General features: G+C 40.6%; 14 protein-coding genes and 1 pseudogene. 12 read left to right on the top strand and 3 right to left on the bottom strand.

Annotated features, from left to right (window positions below):
- The 3 genes and pseudogenes from BN4609_RS10325 to BN4609_RS10315 all read right to left on the bottom strand — a co-directional run.
- Positions 1-478, bottom strand: a pseudogene (locus BN4609_RS10325) (PcfJ domain-containing protein); the annotation flags it as partial.
- The gene (locus BN4609_RS10320; RefSeq protein WP_068856600.1) at positions 475-900 is read right to left on the bottom strand and encodes a PcfK-like family protein; all 426 of its coding nucleotides are present in this window, start codon (positions 898-900) and stop codon (positions 475-477) included. The gene BN4609_RS10320 and the pseudogene BN4609_RS10325, both read right to left, overlap by 4 nt.
- A gap of 23 nt (positions 901-923) precedes the next feature.
- The gene (locus BN4609_RS10315; protein WP_005823735.1) at positions 924-1,163 is read right to left on the bottom strand and encodes a DUF6926 domain-containing protein; all 240 of its coding nucleotides are present in this window, start codon (positions 1,161-1,163) and stop codon (positions 924-926) included.
- A gap of 31 nt (positions 1,164-1,194) precedes the next feature.
- Here BN4609_RS10315 and BN4609_RS16560 point away from each other — a divergent pair, with 31 nt between their 5' ends.
- The 12 genes from BN4609_RS16560 (at position 1,195) to BN4609_RS10255 (ending at position 19,310) form a co-directional block, all read left to right on the top strand.
- Entirely contained in the window at positions 1,195-1,395 is a 201-nt protein-coding gene (locus BN4609_RS16560; protein ID WP_164071641.1) for a hypothetical protein, read from the top strand.
- 2,234 nt (positions 1,396-3,629) lie between these two features.
- The gene (locus BN4609_RS17260; RefSeq protein ID WP_021992938.1) at positions 3,630-4,025 is read left to right on the top strand and encodes a 2-amino-4-hydroxy-6-hydroxymethyldihydropteridine diphosphokinase; all 396 of its coding nucleotides are present in this window, start codon (positions 3,630-3,632) and stop codon (positions 4,023-4,025) included.
- A 22-nt stretch (positions 4,026-4,047) separates the two neighbouring features.
- Positions 4,048-5,328, top strand: coding sequence for a M64 family metallopeptidase (locus BN4609_RS10300; RefSeq protein WP_068856611.1), 1,281 nt, complete (start codon positions 4,048-4,050; stop codon positions 5,326-5,328).
- Between the two features lie 5 nt (positions 5,329-5,333).
- Positions 5,334-5,918 (top strand): tetratricopeptide repeat protein, encoded by a 585-nt coding sequence (locus BN4609_RS10295; protein WP_068856598.1) that lies wholly within the window; start codon positions 5,334-5,336, stop codon positions 5,916-5,918.
- 52 nt (positions 5,919-5,970) lie between these two features.
- Positions 5,971-8,493 (top strand): ATP-dependent Clp protease ATP-binding subunit, encoded by a 2,523-nt coding sequence (locus BN4609_RS10290; RefSeq protein WP_068856597.1) that lies wholly within the window; start codon positions 5,971-5,973, stop codon positions 8,491-8,493.
- A 222-nt stretch (positions 8,494-8,715) separates the two neighbouring features.
- A complete protein-coding gene (metA, locus tag BN4609_RS10285) occupies positions 8,716-9,633 on the top strand; it encodes a homoserine O-acetyltransferase MetA (protein ID WP_021992934.1) in 918 nt (305 codons plus the stop codon).
- 12 nt (positions 9,634-9,645) lie between these two features.
- Positions 9,646-11,505: a peptidase U32 family protein gene (locus BN4609_RS10280; RefSeq protein ID WP_241033246.1), complete on the top strand. Its 1,860-nt coding sequence runs from the start codon at positions 9,646-9,648 to the stop codon at positions 11,503-11,505.
- Complete coding sequence (locus BN4609_RS10275; RefSeq protein WP_068856596.1) at positions 11,492-12,487, top strand: beta-carotene 15,15'-monooxygenase; 996 nt, start codon at positions 11,492-11,494, stop codon at positions 12,485-12,487. The genes BN4609_RS10280 and BN4609_RS10275 overlap by 14 nt, the downstream gene beginning before the upstream one ends.
- Before the next feature lie 70 nt (positions 12,488-12,557).
- Complete coding sequence (locus BN4609_RS10270; protein WP_241033245.1) at positions 12,558-14,984, top strand: TonB-dependent receptor; 2,427 nt, start codon at positions 12,558-12,560, stop codon at positions 14,982-14,984.
- A 794-nt stretch (positions 14,985-15,778) separates the two neighbouring features.
- Positions 15,779-17,281 (top strand): hypothetical protein, encoded by a 1,503-nt coding sequence (locus tag BN4609_RS10265; protein ID WP_068856595.1) that lies wholly within the window; start codon positions 15,779-15,781, stop codon positions 17,279-17,281.
- A gap of 2 nt (positions 17,282-17,283) precedes the next feature.
- A complete protein-coding gene (locus tag BN4609_RS10260) occupies positions 17,284-17,727 on the top strand; it encodes a hypothetical protein (protein WP_068856594.1) in 444 nt (147 codons plus the stop codon).
- A 101-nt stretch (positions 17,728-17,828) separates the two neighbouring features.
- Entirely contained in the window at positions 17,829-19,310 is a 1,482-nt protein-coding gene (locus BN4609_RS10255) for a hypothetical protein (protein WP_068856608.1), read from the top strand.
- The last annotated feature ends 12 nt before the right edge of the window (positions 19,311-19,322 follow it).

Genomic DNA, 19,322 nt, shown 5'->3' with positions numbered 1-19,322 from the left:
TGCGCAGTTCAATGTCGGAGTCGTAGCAGAACGTGTCCATATAGATACCCATTGTGCGCTTGCGTGCCATAACCTCCACCTTGCCTTTYTCGTTCATCCAATAGCGTGYCACCTCCCAACAATAAATGTCTGCCTTTTGTCCCTTGCGGTARTAKGCTTTCATCTGAAATGCTCGCATAAGTTGYAGTCCCTTGCGCTCGGTGAGTACRCTGAAATARGTAGAAGACATTGCCTTCTGTCGCTTGGTGCGCTGCACTTCCAAYTTTGCCTTACACTTCGGGCAGACACATTTGTCCGCATCCTCGTCCGTAGTCCAAGTGTGTCCGCAGTCCATGCARGTGGTCTGTCCGTGCTTCAACTGAAAGGCATAGTGGTCAAGACACTCACGGAATGCCCATTGCATTTGCGCTCCCTTGATAGGTCGTAACCCCTTGTTTGAGGTTACGACTTGCTTCTGATATTTCGTTCTTGGTTTCATAACGTGTCGAATAATGATGGTTGGTGTACTTCGTTGTCTGCTCTCTGTGAGGTGCGCTTGGCGGTATCTCGGTTACGCATCTTGTTCATCTGCTCTTGCTGATATTGGCGGATGGCTTCCTGTCTTGCCTGTGCCTTCTCCTCCTCTGTGAGTTCGATGTGGTGGTTAACAGACACTTGGCAGTTCAATGGTTTTCCTACCTCGATGTCCTTCTCCTCGTAGTAGTGGATGGCTTGCCCATATATCTCGTCATCGCAAAAGCCGTTGCAACCGCTCTTCTGTACCCAATTAAGGATATAGGTCACGCAATCGTCTATGTTCTTGTCGGGGTTGTCATACTTGGCTGCAAAGAGTTCGTCCTCCATAGCACGCTCCTCCAAATAGGCTTGTATGGTTCTCTTGAAATATTCTGTAGTGTTCATATCTGATGTTGTTAAAGGGTTCGTTACTCATGATAGATGATGTCGCAGTCCTCAACTTCTGTAGGCAGTCCGAAAAACGGATAACGGCTGAAGTAAGGTTCTGTGCACATGTCCTCGTTGTATCTTGGACTTACTATCTCAATATTGTTCTTGCGTATGGCTTCGTCCACCATACGGATTTCCTCGTCTGTCAGTCCGCTTGCATCGCCATTGATGATGTAGCAGAGTGCCCATGTAGGTATCGCTTCAATGCTTCTGTTCATATAGCTTGTACTTTAAAGTGTCAATAACCAAATGAATGTTCCAATCAGTACCACCATAGAAAGAATGGAAATGATGATGCCGAAGATGAACTTCACAATTCCCAATATGACTTCACCGACCATGCAGAGAGCCATATATCCCAACCAAGCCACCAAAGTGATGAGGGTTGAGCCGACTGCGGAGAGCAATCTCCACCAAGTCTGTGTTATATTGATGTTTGTTGTCATATAGCCTTGAATTAAATTTATTTGCGGTTCCAGGAGCTGAAGGGAAGTTCTCGTTTCTTCACCTTTTTGTCGCTCCCTTTTCCGACATTTTTTTTGCGTCTTCCTGTCGCATCGGTCGTTTCGTTTCAGGTGCCTTTCAAGGGCGGCGAGGCTGGAAATACAAGGTTTTTCGGAAAAATACTACCCAACGGTGTGGAGATTTTTTCGAAAACCGAAGGCTCGACCTTTTATTTCCAAAGCCCGCTGCCATACCTTTGCACCTGCACGATAACGGTTGATGCCAAAAGGAAAGACCWTGTGGAGGAAAGAAAATCAGAGCGRCAAATGAAAATAGAAACTTCACGGAAGTTTTTGGACTGYACGRTTATCGCATACYCATTTCTGAGAAATGGATACAATTACTGTCTTGCAAGTGTTTTTAGGAAAATGGAAATCGCAYACAAGAATGGCACAGCCWTCAGAGAAATTCCGRTGAAAGAAGAGTATGGCTTGTCCATGCTTCTTGCATCGGGTTTTCTCCAAGGCTGTGCAGCCAAGCATGAAAGTGGTCGTTGGGRTTTACATCAATGACTTCTTTCTTGCGGTGGAGTATGCAAACAAAATTGTACGGCAAATCAAGGAATGGTGTTTATTTTGATCGGTTAGCCTGCAACCGACAAAAAGAAACACTTTTCCTCATGCCGTACTATTGAGACATGAAAGGATGGCGTGCCACTGTTTCATGTTGTTTGGATTGTGCGATAAAAATGGAACTGCGAGTTGTGGCTATAAAAGTCAGCCGTTGTCAGCACGGCAAACAAAGAAAAGTCCTTGGCAGTATAGTCTTGAAGTATTTCAAGGCATACCGCCAAGGATTTTTCTTGCCGTRCCATAGTCGGAGGAAGTTAGTCTGAGGTACGAGGACTGTCTTTCTGCGACGACGGCTGACTTTTATACAAAACACACGAAAGGATGAGAATATRCAAACGAAATAGACCATTCAAAAAACAGAAACCATTGCCACATAAGTTTGAATGGATTGAAATGGAAATAGCAAAGAATAGAGAAGAATATGGTTTAATAAAAACAGATTTATCCAAGTAAAAAATCGAGGATAAAAAATCTTAAAACATTCTTTATCCCCGATTAAATATCGTACCTTTGCAACCGAAAGAGTTCTTTGGATGGTTATGCAAATCACAGCAGGATRCTACATTCTGTTTATTTCTAATTCGTAACCTCTTCTTTTTATGAGATAAAAACTTATCTCATTCTCAATCACTTATAAAAAAATACGTACTTTCATCTAATAAAAAAGGCTCTATGACAATGCGATAAAGGCATATTGGAGGCAATCACATATCAAAAACATATATCAAAGCTGTGAGAACAGTGTATTAAACACTATTTATCGCGTTTCTGCCATATGAAACAATGTAAAATGACAAAGTTAATTCCTTTCCGGAATTAACATAACGACAGTTAACGCCGACAGTCCGTTCATTGTTCTTGCCAGGTCCTCTGATTTCTGCATTACACGAACTGTTCACGGCAGTACTCTAAAAAACATAACGTTAAGAATTCATATACGTAGTTCAAGACAGGAAATTATATTTGTCAGCATCAATAATCAGGGATATACAAAATTAATGTCCGCGATGACAATGGGCAGACGTTTCGGATGTCATTTGTGTAAACCATGCCTCCGGCTGTAAAAAAATAACGGTTCGGAAAATTATCAGTTTGCCTGTTCAGACATTTCTGTACAGACATTTCCCGATTGTATAACGAACGAATGTCTGCTAAAATGGCACACTGGAATATTCCTCACCGTCTTTGCGCTTTTTTGAATTTACATATGAATTTACGTGTTTTGAGACACCGGTTGAAATTGGGCGGCAATCAAAATCCATCCTAGTACGATTGATTTTAAATGTCGGGTTGGTTATTATCCGTTCATATAACTGGCGTGTCAGACTCTCATACGCTTTAAATAGTATTAATTTCAGCATAACAGACATTTAATGAACGATAGCTGTAAACGTCAGAATAAAGTGTGTGCGGAACAGATTCTTTCAATTGTAAACATCCGGATAATCATGTAAGTATGTATATTTTTAGAATTCATGTTACCACCGCAGTTTTTATATTCCGGTAATTGACAGATATAAAACCGGCGGAACTCGCATTAATGTGAGTTTTTTTTAATACATTTGCAACGGAATATAAGTTTTTTGAAATATATTATTTTTATTTGAAATGGAGCATGAAATAAACAGTAATATTAAAATTATATTTTCCATAGGCTCAAATATAGAGCAGCGCAAAAACATCGATGAAGCCAAAAGATTGCTAAATGAGTACTTTCCTTGTATTAAATATTCGACATCATTATGGACAGACCCGATAAATATAATATCCGGACAGTTCTTGAATTGTCTTGGAATCACCGAGACAACGTTAGCTGTAGATGATATATTGAACATATTAAAACGGATTGAGAATGCATGCGAAAGCTCTCATGAAGACCATAAATCAGGACATGTCAAAGTAGATATAGATTTGTTACTGTATGGAAACACCAAATATCATATAGATGATTGGAACAGACCGTATATACATATATTATATAATGAGATATGCAATTCATACTAATATGACCAAACCGACCATGACAATGAAATACTTTATTTACATACTGTTAATAATGGTGTTTTGCTCCGTTAATACAGTCAATGCACAGCATTTTAATGAAAATTTCAAAGACAGTACACTGAGAATAGACTATGTCTTTTCCGGAAACAGACACATGCAGATGGTTGCTGTTGATAAATTAAATGTAATGCCGGTATGGTATGGGAAAAAGACGAATCTGGCAGAATTGCCTGTTGAGGGCAACGGACAGATCACTGTAAGAGACTACGATAGCGGAGAAGTGATTTATAGAAATTCATTTTCCACATTGTTTCAGGAATGGCTGTCTTATGACGATGCCATAGACAACGTACGCTCATTCGAGAATGTATTTCTTATACCTATGCCGAGGCGTAAGGCAAACGTGACTGTGGATATAAGAAACAATCGCAGAGAAATAATGAAGTCATTCACTCATGTCGTAAATCCTGAGGACATTCTGATAAAACAGATAGGATTTAAGAATGTGACGCCGTATAAGACTCTTCAGCAGGCAGAGGATACAACTCGCTGCATCCATATAGCTTATATTGCGGAAGGATATAAGCAAGAGGAAATGAATGTTTTTTTGAATGATGCCAAAACCGCGAATGATGCCATTTTTGCACACGAGCCATTTAAGAAATATAAGGGAAGGTTTAACGTCATAGCCGTCATGTCACCGTCAGAAGAAAGCGGATGCAGCGAGCCGTCTGCCGGAATATGGAAGAAAACTGCCTTAAACAGTCATTTTGACACATTTTACAGCGATCGTTACTTGACGACACTTAATTTAAAGGATATGCACGATATATTGGCAGGCACTCCATATGAACACATCATCGTACTTGTAAATACAAACAAATATGGCGGAGGCGGCATACTTAACTCTTACAATTTGTCTATGACACATCATGATAAATTCAAACAGGTTGTAGTACATGAGTTCGGACACAGTTTCGCCGGACTTGCTGATGAATATGCATATGAGACAGAAGACATCCCCATGTATCCGCATGATATAGAACCATGGGAACGTAACATTACAACACTGGTTGATTTTCATGGCAAATGGGAGAATATGATAGATAAGGGTACATCGATTCCAACGCCTTTGTCCTCCGAAAATAAGAATAAAGTAGGAATATACGAAGGAGCCGGATATAGTTTGCATGGTGTGTTCAGAGGTCAGCAGGAATGCCGCATGCGAACAAATGAAACGGCTGAATTTTGCCAAATATGTCAGAAAGCCATTACTGATATAATAAAGTTCTACACTGAATAAACAGAATGCTAGTTAAAACATATATAATTTTACTTCTATGTATATTGTGTTCTTTTCGTATAAACGCCCAACAGATTAAAAGAGATGATACGGAAAAGCTGGAACGGGCGATTGGATATTTTCAAGGTGGAAAGTACCACGAGGCATTATTGCTTCTGGAGGATTTAAACAAAAAATATGCCCTTAATCCAAGATTCAAGGCGTACATGGGAGTCTGTTATTTTTATGAATGGGACTACAAGAATGCATGTAAAATTCTTGAAGGCACAATATCTGAGCTTGCGGTTTTGGCTCCACGCGAACAGTCAGTATATTATTACTGTTTGGCAGAGAGCTGTTTCATGCAGAATGAATATAATAAAGCTATACCTTATTATGAAAAAGCGACAATACTATGCTTAGATAACGAAAAAGCCGATATCTTATACAGGATGGCATTATGCTATATGTACAGTGAGCGTTATGATGTTGCATATGAGTATTTCAGCAGCTCACTTGCATATTATAAGCATTACGGCATTTCTGCGGAAAAAAAGCAACGCATTGTTCAGATCAGTAATATGATGCAGGGATGTAAAGAAAAATTTTAATTGGCATGGTATTTGCATTGATATCATATTAATGTTATAACAAGTATATAATATGATGAACCAATTTTCAAATGACATTTCCAGAATCCTTGCAATAAGCAAGGATGAGGCGTTTCGCTTATCAAGTAGTCAGATCGGTCCGGAACATTTGTTACTTGGAATACTGAAACAGAAGAATAGTATTTTAACGGATTTGTTCTCAAAATTAAATATAGAGCCTGATTCAATAATAAATGAACTGGAAGAAAAAGTCCTTCTGAGTCAAACAGTAAATGTCGATGACAATCAGATGGAGGAACTTGCCTTGAACGAGATGGCCAACAACATTTTAAAACTGTCTGTTCTTGAAGCCCGTCTGCAGCATAATATGTTTGTAGATGCGAATCATGTCGTGCTGGCAATATTGCATGACCGCTCAAACAATGGTGCAAAAGAGATTTTAGAACAGAACAAAATATCTTATAAAGAAATTGTGAAATATATTCAGCAAAAAAATCAAATAACAAACGGTCTTGAGCTTTCTGATGATGAAGAGGACATACAGAGAAGCCCTAACTCAGATAAAAGTGATAAAAGGTCAGCGAATACGGCACAAATAAATCAGACAAAAACTCCTATACTCAATAATTTTTCTATAGACCTGACACAGGCTGCCAGAGACGGTAAACTGGACATGGTTGTCGGACGTGAGAAAGAAATACAGAGAGTAATTGAGATTCTGTGCCGTAGAAAGAAAAACAATCCAATATTAATAGGTGAACCGGGAGTTGGTAAAAGTGCTATTGCCGAGGGGCTTGCCCAGATGATTGCCAAAAGACACACATCTCCCCTGTTATACAACAAACGTATTGTCAGTCTGAATATGACAGCGATTGTTGCCGGCACAAAATATAGAGGACAGTTTGAGGAACGCATACAGGCATTGTTAAAAGAAATAGAGGACAATCCGGATATAATTGTATTTATTGATGAAATACATACGCTTATCGGAGCCGGAAGTACTCCCGGCAGCATGGATGCAGCCAACATCATGAAACCAGCTCTTGCAAGAGGTGTTATACAATGTATAGGCGCAACGACATTGGACGAGTATCGTAACAGTATAGAGAAGGACGGAGCTCTTGAGCGTCGTTTCCAGAAAGTACTTATCGAACCGACGAGTTATGACCAGACATTAAGTATTTTAAAAAATATCAAAGACCGCTACGAACGTCATCATAGTGTCAATTACACTGATGAGGCAATAGAAGCTTGCGTGAAATTGACTGAACGTTATATAACAGACCGTTCTTTCCCGGATAAAGCGATAGACGCTCTTGATGAGGTGGGTTCTAAAGTTCAAATCAAGAATGCTAAAATGCCTCCATCAATTATTGAAAAAGAAAAGCAGATAAAAGATGTGGAAGAAGAAAAAAGGCAGGCTGTATCCGGTCAGAACTTTGAGAAAGCTGCGGAGTTGAGAGACAGACAGAGCCAACTTGAAAAAGAACTTCAGACGTTAAATGAAAAATGGACTGAAGAATATGGCAGGCATAGGGAAACTGTAACAGAAAAAGATGTGGCTGAAGTTGTCTCTGTAATGTCTGGAATACCTGTACAGCGTATTGAACGCTCAGAGGGCAGCAGGCTGCGAAATCTTGATATGGAGCTGAAACAGCAGATTATCGGTCAAGATGACGCAATAGATAAAATAGTAAGATGTATAAAGCGTAATCGTATCGGCATGAGGGATCCCAATAAACCGATAGGGGTATTTATGTTTCTTGGTCCAACCGGTGTGGGCAAAACATTCCTTGCAAAAAAACTTGCAGAAATGATGTTCGGAAGCCAGGATTCTCTCATTCGAATAGATATGAGCGAGTATTCGGAGAGTTTCAATACATCAAGGCTTATTGGTGCTCCTCCGGGATATGTTGGCTATGAAAGCGGTGGACAGTTGACTGAAAAGGTTAGACGTCATCCCTACTCTATTGTATTGCTTGATGAAATCGAGAAGGCTCACAGCAATGTTTTCAATATGCTGCTACAGGTTCTTGATGATGGCAGGCTGACAGACGGTAATGGTAGGACTGTCGATTTCAGGAATACAATTATCATAATGACGTCTAATTCAGGAACCCGTCAGTTAAGGGAATTCGGTAAATCAATAGGATTCAACATGTCTGGTGAGGCAAATGATGACAGTTCACAAAAGGAATATGCCAGGAATATAATAAAAAAGCATATGAGCAAACAGTTCACCCCTGAGTTTCTGAACAGGCTTGATGAAATAGTGACATTTGATCAGCTGGACAGGAACTCCATAAGGATGATAATTGATATAGAATTAAAAACGCTATTCTCAAGAATCAAAGAGCTTGGATATTCCGTTGATATTACGGATGCCGCTAAAGACTTTGTCGCATCTAAAGGTTATGACAGCCAGTTTGGCGCACGTCCGTTAAAACGTGCGATACAGAACTATATTGAGAATCAGCTGTGTGAAAAGATTCTTTCCGAAGAAATAAAATCAAATGGAATTATAACCATAGATAAATCTCCACAAAAGGAAGAACTTACTTTCATTTGCCAATAATAAAATAATAAACAGCCCGTTGTGTTTAACACAAACGGGCTGTTTGATTAAACAATAATTATTTTATGACAATAATGCCCAATGGTAATAAAAGTAATTTCTGTTTTCGTTTTTATTCCGTATCTTTGCATAAGATAAGCTGCGATCGGCAATCTGAGAGCGACATCTCATTGCGTTCGTTTGCATTATCTTTGCTTTAATTACAATAAAAAAGTAAAAACAATGCCTCTACGATTACCTGATAAGCTCCCTGCAATAGAGATTCTGAAGAAAGAGAATATTTTCGTAATGGATAATTCACGGGCGACTAAACAAGATATTCGTCCGCTTAGAATAATCATATTGAATTTGATGCCAATCAAAATAACAACAGAGACAGACCTTATCAGGCTTCTGTCCAATACACCATTACAGATGGAGATATTTTTCATGAAGCTCAAAAGCCACACTCCGAAAAACACTCCGATTGAACACATGATGATGTTCTATAAAGACTTCGATTTGCTGCAAAAAGAGAAATTCGACGGTATGATTATTACAGGAGCACCAATCGAACACATGGAATATGAAGACGTTTCTTACTGGCAGGAGATAACCACAATATTCTCATGGGCTCGCACACATGTCACAAGTACCATATATATATGTTGGGCTGCACAGGCTGGGCTTTATTATCACTATGGTATTCCTAAGTACCCGCTTCAGAAGAAAATGTTCGGAGTGTTTCAACAGAGACCGCTTGATCTCAAACAACCAATATTCCGAGGCTTTGACGATCTTTTTTTTATGCCGCATAGCAGACATACAGAAATAAGAAGAGAAGACATTGTTGCAAAAAATGAACTGACCCTTCTTGCTGAATCAGAAGACAGTGGTGTAAGTATCGTAATGGCACGCAACGGGAGAGAGTTTTTCATAACAGGACATTTCGAATATGCACCAAACACTTTGGATATAGAATATAAGCGTGATTTAGGCAAGCGAGATGACGTTGAAATGCCGTTGAACTATTATATAAACAACAATCCGGATAATCCACCATTGGTAACATGGCGCGCGCACGCAAACCTTTTGTTCAGCAATTGGATCAATTATTACATCTATCAGGAAACGCCATACGATATTAATAAAATCAAATAATACCAGACACGAATGATAAGAAAGGTAGAACTGCTTGCACCGGCAAAGAATCTACAATGCGGGATTGCTGCCATAGACCATGGAGCAGATGCTGTGTATATCGGTGCGGACAATTTTGGAGCTCGCGTTGCAGCAGGAAATTCCATAGATGACATTGGACAATTGTGCCGATACGCGCATCAATATAATGCAAAGGTTTATGTTACAATAAATACAATTATATTTGATAGCGAAATCGGTCAGGTTGAGAACCTTATAAGAAAACTCGAGGAGATAAACGTAGACGCAATACTTGTGCAGGACATGGCAATATTAAAGATATGCAATGACATCAAAAGCAAAATGGTGTTGCATGCCAGTACACAGACAGATAACAGGAATGTGGAAAAGGTGAAATGGCTGAGGAGTTCTGGCTTCAAAAGAGTTGTCCTTGCGAGAGAGCTTTCCTTGAAGGAAATAAATGAGATACATAAAGAGATACCGGATATAGAATTGGAAGCCTTTGTCCACGGAGCACTTTGCGTGAGCTATTCCGGAGCATGCTATGCTTCAGAATATTGTTTCCGTCGCAGTGCCAACAGAGGCAATTGCGCACAGTTCTGCAGACTGAAATTCGATCTTAGGGACAGTACAGATAAAACGATTCTGAAAGACAAATATATGCTGTCTCTTAAAGACATGAGCAGATTAAACAGTATGCAGGAGCTGCTTGAAGCCGGGGTAACATCATTAAAGATTGAAGGCAGATTGAAGAATGTGGATTATGTGAAGAATGTAGTTGCCGCATATAATCAAGAGCTGGACAGGATTATTTCGTTAAATCCGGACAAATATAAAAGAGCTTCTGCCGGAAAGTCGGTATATTCTTTCAAGCCAGATTTGAACAAGACGTTTAACCGTGGTTTTACTGATTATTTTCTATATGGACGTAAACAAGGTATAGCATCTGTCAATACACCGAAAGCAATAGGTGAGTTTGTTGGTAATGTCAAGGAGATAAGGCATAATTCGATCAGCGTATCGGGAACCAAAAGTTTCAGTAATGGTGATGGACTTTGTTTTATTAATGAAAACCAACAACTTGAAGGCTTTAGAGTAAACAAGGTCTTAAACAACCGGCTCTATCCTTTTAATATGCCTGAAAACCTGAAGCCTCGTATGGCGTTATACCGTAATAATGACCAGCTATTTGAGAACATGATGTCAACTACTACGGCAAAAAGAAAAATCAATATAAGGATGGTGCTGTCCGCTTCACAGAATAACGTGGAACTGACAATACAAGACAGCGACGGTCACACGGCAACAGAAAAGATATATTATATCTCGGAAGCTGCGCACAAACCGCAGGATGAAAACATGAGGATGCAATTAAGTAAATTAGGCAATACTCCATATTCAGCCGATGAAATAATCATTTCATCCGATACAGGGTCAAGGTTCATCCCATCAAGTATTCTTGCGGAGTTAAGACGGAACACATTGAAAAAGTTCTCAAGTCTGTACACATCACAACATGAAGAACAACCGACGCCTTTTATCTTGCCGGAAACTATCGGTAAAGATATAATTTCTGCCGAAGATATAAATGCCGCGAATGTCGCAAACAGGCTTGCCAGAGAGTTGTACAATGAACTCGGACCTAAAGATGCACCTGTAGCCATTGAAGTGTCGAATAACTATGAAGTCAGTGGCACACCGATAATGACATGCAGGTATTGCATCAGATACGAAATGGGATATTGCACAAAACAATGCGAAAGAAAGGCTCCATGGAAAGAGCCTCTATATCTTGTCCTCAAAGACAACAGAAGATTCCGACTGAAATTTGACTGTAACAATTGCCAGATGAAAGTATATGCCGAGAAATAAAATTACTGTCATAACCATATTCCTGTCATTCCTTCTCATGGGAGGATGCTATCACAGCAGAACAAAGTTTAAGAATGCGAAGGACAACGTTGCATATAATGAAAGACAACTCGACTCCATATCGTTCTTAAAAACACATCATTATGCCAGGAACTACAACTTTGTAGTCAAAGCAGACTCAATCGTTCTGTGCAGGCAAATGCCTTACGCAAGCAGCCCTGTAGGGAACGACACGATAGTAATACGCAAACACGACAACATTGTAGTTGTGGATACAAGGACATCTGATGACAGAGCCGACTCGGTATGGATTCAGGTGGCACGAGACCAGTTCACATTCGGATGGATACAAGAGAACCGTCTCCTTTCAGGAGTGGTGCCGGACGACCCCATTTCACAGTTCATATCGATGTTCTCAGACACCCATCTGCTCATATTCCTTATCATAATAAGCATAATAGGAGCGAGTTACGTGTTTCATCTCATATTCAAGATAAACGCAAAGGTGGTGCATTTCAATGACATACCATCATTCTACCCTACTCTTCTCGCATTGTCTGTGGCATTTGCCGCCATGTTCTATTCGAGCATACAAATGTTCGCACCGGACATGTGGAGGCATTTCTACTTTCATCCCAGCCTCAATCCATTTGTGCAGCCACCGGCACTCTCAGTCTTTCTGTGTACGGTATGGTTCATCATTATAGTGACATTGGCTGCCATTGATGAAATATTCCATAAGCTGCCATTCGGTGAGGCAACCCACTATTTGGGTGGACTTATCGGCATGTGCGCAATAAACTATATTCTCTTCAGCATAGCAACACTTTATTATATAGGCTATCTGATGTTTCTTGCATATGTCATATTCGCATTATACCGTTATTTCAGACACAGCAGCCGTTACTATATTTGTGGCAACTGCGGTGCGGGGTTGCATAAAAAAGGAAAATGTCCTTATTGTGGAACGGTGAACGAATGAGCAAATCATAATAAATAAGGATTGCCGCAATGCTGCAAACGGTGTAACTTTGCACAAAAACACACAGCCAATGAGTATGAAAAGACTTGCCGTAATGTCAATCCTATGCGTTACGACCGCTGCACTGAATGCAAGAATATCGTGCGGCATAAATGAAAGACCGGAGGTACTTGACACATCGCGTATCTTCGACATAGACGAAATAATAGTCGTATCACAACCCAAAGAGAACTATCGTCTGAGAATGCAGGCACTGAGTTCCTCCTCGTTTTCCGGTAACGACATAAATTCACTGAAAGTGAACAGTCTTAACGGTCTGTCTGCATATGCACCATCGTTTGCAATGCCTGATTACGGATCACGCCTCACATCTTCCGTCTATGTCAGAGGAATAGGCTCACGAATAAACAGTCCTGCCATAGGATTATACGTTGACGGCATGCCAATAATAAATAAAAGTGCCTTGAACTTCTATACATATCAGGTAGAGCGTATAGATGTGATGAGAGGCCCTCAAGGAACGCTATACGGACAAAATACTGAAGGAGGACTTATAAGACTCTACACACCGAATCCCATGTCGTATAGCGGAACAGACGTAAAACTAAGCATCGGGTCGCATTTTCTGCGCAATATAGAAATAGCCCACTACGGTAAGATAAGCGACAAGCTCGCTTTTTCCATTGCAGGCTTTTACAACGGAACCAATGGCTTCCTCCGCAACACAGCTACCGGAGAACGCGCCGACAAGATGAATGAGGCTGGAGGAAAGGCACGTCTTGTATATGACTCCGGTAATAAATTATCTGTTGATTTTGTAGCCGACTATCAGTATGTAAAGCAAAACGGATTCGCATATGGTCTGTATGACGAAAAAACAGGAACAACTGCGGAGCCGTCATTCAATTATCAGAACAATTACAGACGCAACATATTCAACACCGGTCTGACATTCAGATTGAAAGAAGACAATTTTGACTTTAATGCAACAACCTCCTATCAATATCTGAAGGACTACATGCTTATGGATCAGGACTATACACCGATAGACTACATGCACCTTACGCAGCGTCAATTCCAGAATGCCTTGACGGAAGAGATAACCGTCAAAAGCAAAAGCGACAGACGGTGGAAATGGACTTTCGGACTGTTCGGCTCATACATGTGGCTCAAGACAAACGCTCCGGTTTATTTCGGTGAGGGTATGACAAAGCCAATATCTGATAAAATACAGAGTGCCATGTATAATGCCATTGTCGGTTCAATTGCACAGAAAATGATGGCAGGCGGCATGCCGGAAAGCGTTGCGATGGAAATGGCAAAGAACACTGTTGAAAAATCGGGCGGCATATCACTCGGCATGGCACTTACCGTACCCGGTGTATTCCATACACCACACTTTAATCTCGGTCTGTTTCATGAGTCGAACATAAGCATTACAGACCGCCTTAACGCAACAATAGGTCTGCGCTACGATTTCAGTCAGACTGAAATAAATTACGACACAAAGGCTCTGATGGCAATGACCGCAAAAGTCATGGGGAAAGAGGCTACATACACACTGTCCTCACATCTGCTAAGCAATGCAAAAGACGACTTCAGCCAGCTGCTTCCAAAATTCGGACTTACATACCGTCTTGATAATAACAACAGCAATATATATATGTCTGTCAGCAAGGGTTATCGTGCCGGAGGATACAACATACAGATGTTCTCAGACATACTTCAGACAGAACTGATGAAGAATCAGTCAAATGCCATGAGAGGCGATTATGACGTACCACATTCTAAGGAGGATTATTATAAGGTGAACAAAACCATAGCCTACAAACCGGAAACAAGCTGGAACTATGAGGTGGGAGCTCACATAAACCTTCCTGAACATGCCATAAGTTTCGATATATCCGCATATTACATGCACGTGAGCAACCAACAGCTTTCCGTAATGGCAGGCAACTACGGCTTCGGAAGAATGATGGTGAACGCCGGGAAAAGCAGAAGCTGCGGCATTGAGGCTTCTGTAAGAGGAAAGGCTTTTAACAATCATCTTTCATGGATGGCAAGCTATGGTCTCACACATGCCGTGTTCAAAGAATATAAAGACAGCATAAAAGTAGACGGCAAGAATGTCGTGCGCGACTATAAAGACAAGAAGGTGCCATACATACCTATGCACACGATAGGAGCTGACGTGGCTTACAGACTTGACCTGTCGGGAAGCAGACTCGAGTCTCTCACTTTCGGTGCCAATATCTCTGCTCAGGGAAGAATATACTGGGACGAGACCAACAGTTATTCACAGCCGTTCTACGCATTACTGGGAGCACGTGTGGAAGGAAAAATAGGCAATGCAATACTGACATTATGGGGTAAAAACATAACAGATACCAAATATAACACATTTGCCATAGACAGTTCCGCTACCGGAACAAGGAACTGTTTCGCGCAGCGCGGGTATCCTGTACAGATTGGATTTGACGTGAGATTGAGACTGTGATGTTGCAAACCCATCTGAAATGGTGACATATGCTTGCATAAGACACATCTTTTGTTATTCCTCATCCAGACAGAATAACAACCCATATAAATGAATATTTATGCATAAAAGGGATAATTGAAAACATCATAATAAATCTTCAAAACAGACCGGAGGAACATGTTGTCCTACCGGTCTGTTTCGTTTTTATTACGGCTAAAATGACACTTTAAGCCAGTAAAGTCTGATTCTTTTATCCGGAAAAGCCCGTATGGCTCATTCCAATACAATCCATTTATTATGTTTATGCATATATTGCGATGCGGAACAGGCTTTTCCATACTGTCAAAAAGCATGTTCAGCCATGCCATAAAGCCCGTTTCAGATGGCGAAACAGGCTTTTTTACGCATATAATATAGTTCCGCGGGCATACGTTTTTTGTATCGCATTAGTACTCAACTGATTATGTTAAGGTAGAAATACTCGCATTTTCACCCACAACCTTTTCTTTTTCCGTAAATAATCGAGTTTTGAGCATCACTCAGCCGCATAATTATACAGAATCGGCTCAATAATTGTATTATTATACAATATACAGAGTCATATGCTGACGGAATGGAAACTGTACCGTATTTCCTATATTTTCAAATATCATAACAAATATGACATGAATATCAATGTACCGGACACGAAAGAACGTTATAAAACTGTGACTGAGTAATATTTAACACTAAAAAACCGAATATCACCACATAATGTCCGTGTTTTTTGTTATTTTTGCAACTATATTTATTATTATAGCGTCATAATAGGTATGAAAAATATCATTTATCCGATTATATGTCTTATACTGACTGTGTGTGTGTTATCCGTCAGCGGATGTGGCAACAGTAATAAGAAAGAGTTCAACCGACTGCTTCTCACGCTTGCGGAGAGTGACCGTACAATAGATAATAACGACTGGAAAAAAATAGAATCATCCATAACCTCCGCTAAGGAGAACTTCGAAGAGTTCTATGAAGACGACAGATTAGACACAGAAAAGGTAAAAACATATATAGAAGAATTTTTTAAAAACAGACGTCCGTCCATTGAAGTATCGTTTGTCGGTATCGGCGGCGACGGACATATGACAGCCAAATTCTATCTGGAACGCTCAGGAAGCATGGTGCCATACGACGCCGCCAACGGAGACGGACGTTTCAAGGCTGCCATTGTGAGGATGCTGAACAGCCTGCCGAACGAAGACCATAATAAAATATATGTGGTGAACAGTTCAATAAACGAATATCCGCAGGGAGTGCGTAAGTTTCTTGCTGACAACAACATCTTTGAGGCAACAAGGTCTATAGGCGACGCGAGCTATACGGATTTCGCTGTAATATTCAGAGACATTCTTGACCATACTGCCACGAATGAAGTAAGTATCCTTGTGACAGACATGATATATTCCACTAAAAACATGAATGGAATCAATCCTCAGAAGGTCTTTGCAGAGGCACAGGGAATGATAAACTCCGTATTTAAGAATAATGTAAAAGACAAGTCGATGTTAATCATAAAAATGAACAGCAGCTTCAATGGCATGTATTATTCTTATGATTCTCCATCCGGAAAAAGATATGACGGACAACGTCCCTACTACATTGTGATTGTCAGCAACAAGGAGAACATCGCACGTCTGACGCAAGACAGCAGTTATTCCACATTCTGTCAGTTCAAGGAGATGGACGGATATGAGAATGAATACTTGTTCGAAACGTCTGAGATATACAGTCCTCACTATTCTCTTCTGATGAGCTATCCTGATATTAAGGCACGGTTCAGACCAGAAAAGGGACAGACGAGTCAGATTACGGAGATTGAGGACGTTGAGCCTGAGAAGGGTACATCATCCATACAATTGGTTGTGGCGGCAGACCTTGGAGGAATGTTCATAGACGACGGCTACCTTTCAGACAAAAGAAACTATGTGGTGGAATCTGACGATGACATTAAGATCAAAGCCATAATGACTATTGACAGACAACACATTACTCCGGCAGAAAAAAAATATGCAGAGAAAGCTACCCACGTGTTTGTACTTGAAACGAAAAAAATAACCACTGACCAGGATGTAAGGATAAGACTCAAGAAAGCACTTCCACAATGGGTTGAGCAATCCTCAAGTGACGATGACGCCAACATTGCCGCTCCGGAATTCGCCAGAACCACATTCGGATTTAAATATATAATGAAAGGAATATACGAGTCTTACAGCAAAAACGCTGAGGAAGGACCATATTATTTTACACTTAAATTAAAATTAAAAAAATAGATATGAGACAGCTGATATTATTGTTCACCGGAATAATTGTCACAATATTATTTATGGTTTTCGCAACCGACCTGTTTGAGATGTTCTATTATGAAATGCAATTCTCAAACGAAATGTACAACAACGGATTGTATTTCGTCGCATCATTATCCACAGCAATCATTGCCTGGCTTTGTGCGGCAATATTCTATTATGGCATAAACTCGGTGTCGTTCTCACGCTGGTATCATTGGCTGGTAATGCTCGTAATCGCCGGCATTATCGTTACCGCAATAAACGTTCCCTATCTCGAGAGCGTCTTTTCAGACAATGGCATAGACTTTTCAAAGGAACTTGCGGTTTTTGCGGTGGTGAACATAATAATAGAATGCATAATATACACTATTGCATCGTTTTCAATGAGATGGTGGAGCACAAACTGCAGACACACACCGATACCGGAGTAAATAAAGACATATAACATATAAATATTATCATCATACAGAAAGTGAGACTTTTTCTTTTTTTAGTCGGAGGTACAGGATCGCGTGTAATGCGTCCGCTCATAATGCAGCTTGCTGCCGGAATCACCCCATTGAATGAGTCCGGTACGCCCGTAGCGACAGAGATTATACCTATTATCATAGATCCGCACAGGTCTAACGAAGACCTGAAACGCACAGAGAACCTGCTTAAATGGTACAGACAGATACGCAACAGCCTGTATGGTGACAGACAGGATGTAGGACAAGGCTTTTTCTCCGTGAAGATTTCTTCATTGAAAGATATTGTTCCCAACAGCCCCACTCTTTCTGATACATTTCTCTTTAATATCGATGCTGTAGGCTCAAAGACATTCCAGGAATTCATATCCTACAATACACTTGACTCCGCAAATCAGGCTCTATGCTCGATGTTGTTTTCCAAAGCACAGCTGGAAACAAAAATGAACATCGGCTTTGTCGGCAATCCCAATATCGGAAGTGTGGCTTTGAACAAGATAAAGGACAGCGAGGAGTTCAGACTGTTTGCAAGTGTGTTCCAGCGGAATGACAGGATATTCATTGTCAGCTCCATCTTCGGAGGAACCGGAGCGGCTGGCTATCCTATCATAGTCAATAATATACGTAATGCGAGAAACAGCAATCAGGCAAACAGAGGAGACCTTGCGGACGCCAGAATCGGTGCGCTGACCGTTCTGCCCTACTTCAATGTACAGCAAGATGAGAACAGTCCCATCTCCCGTGCTGATTTCATTTCCAAGACAAAGTCTGCGCTCTACTATTATCACGATAATCTGACAGGTATAAAACATGATGACAGTGACATACAGGAATCAAAAATAAATGCTTGCTATTATCTCGGTGACGAAATACCGTCGATGCCATATTTCAACGATCCCGGTAACAACGGGCAGCGCAATGATGCCCATATAGTGGAGTTCATCGGTGCGTTGTCCATTCTGGATTTTATGCAGATACCGGACGACCAGCTCATAACGGCTGACGGCAAAGCTATCAATCCTGTTTACAAAGAATACGGACTCGCTTATGACAAGAAACAGATAAGTCTTATGGATCTTGGTATGCAGTCACGGCACATGATAAACAAACCGATGATAAAGTTCCATCTTGCCTACATGTATATAACAAACCATCTGAAAAAAGACATAGGTCACGGATTCACTTTGGACAAACCGGAACTTACCGGCAGTTTTCTGTCGACATCGTTCTATTCTACACTGACATCCAACTTCTATGTAGCATACAATCAATGGCTGAAAGAACTTAAGGAAAACCAGCGTAGCTTTGTACCGTTCAATCTCAATACGGAAAATCTGAAAGACTGTCTGACGGACATAATGCCCAAAAGCGGATTCATGAAATCACCTCTGGACTACAAGAAAATCATGTCAGCAATGAATGCGGCTTCCCAGAAGGCAGTAAAGACATCGCGTTTCGGGGCAAATGAAGTTCCGTATAAGCTGTTCTGTCTTCTTAATGAGACGCTTGACAAACTGATAGAAGAAAAATACATTTCCGTTAATTAACAGTAAGAACAC

Origin of the sequence: Leyella lascolaii (assembly GCF_900079775.1) — a bacterium.
GTDB classification, from domain to species: domain Bacteria; phylum Bacteroidota; class Bacteroidia; order Bacteroidales; family Bacteroidaceae; genus Prevotella; species Prevotella lascolaii.
The sequence above is the reverse complement of the archived record's forward strand: the minus strand, read 5'-3'. Positions and strand labels throughout refer to the sequence as shown.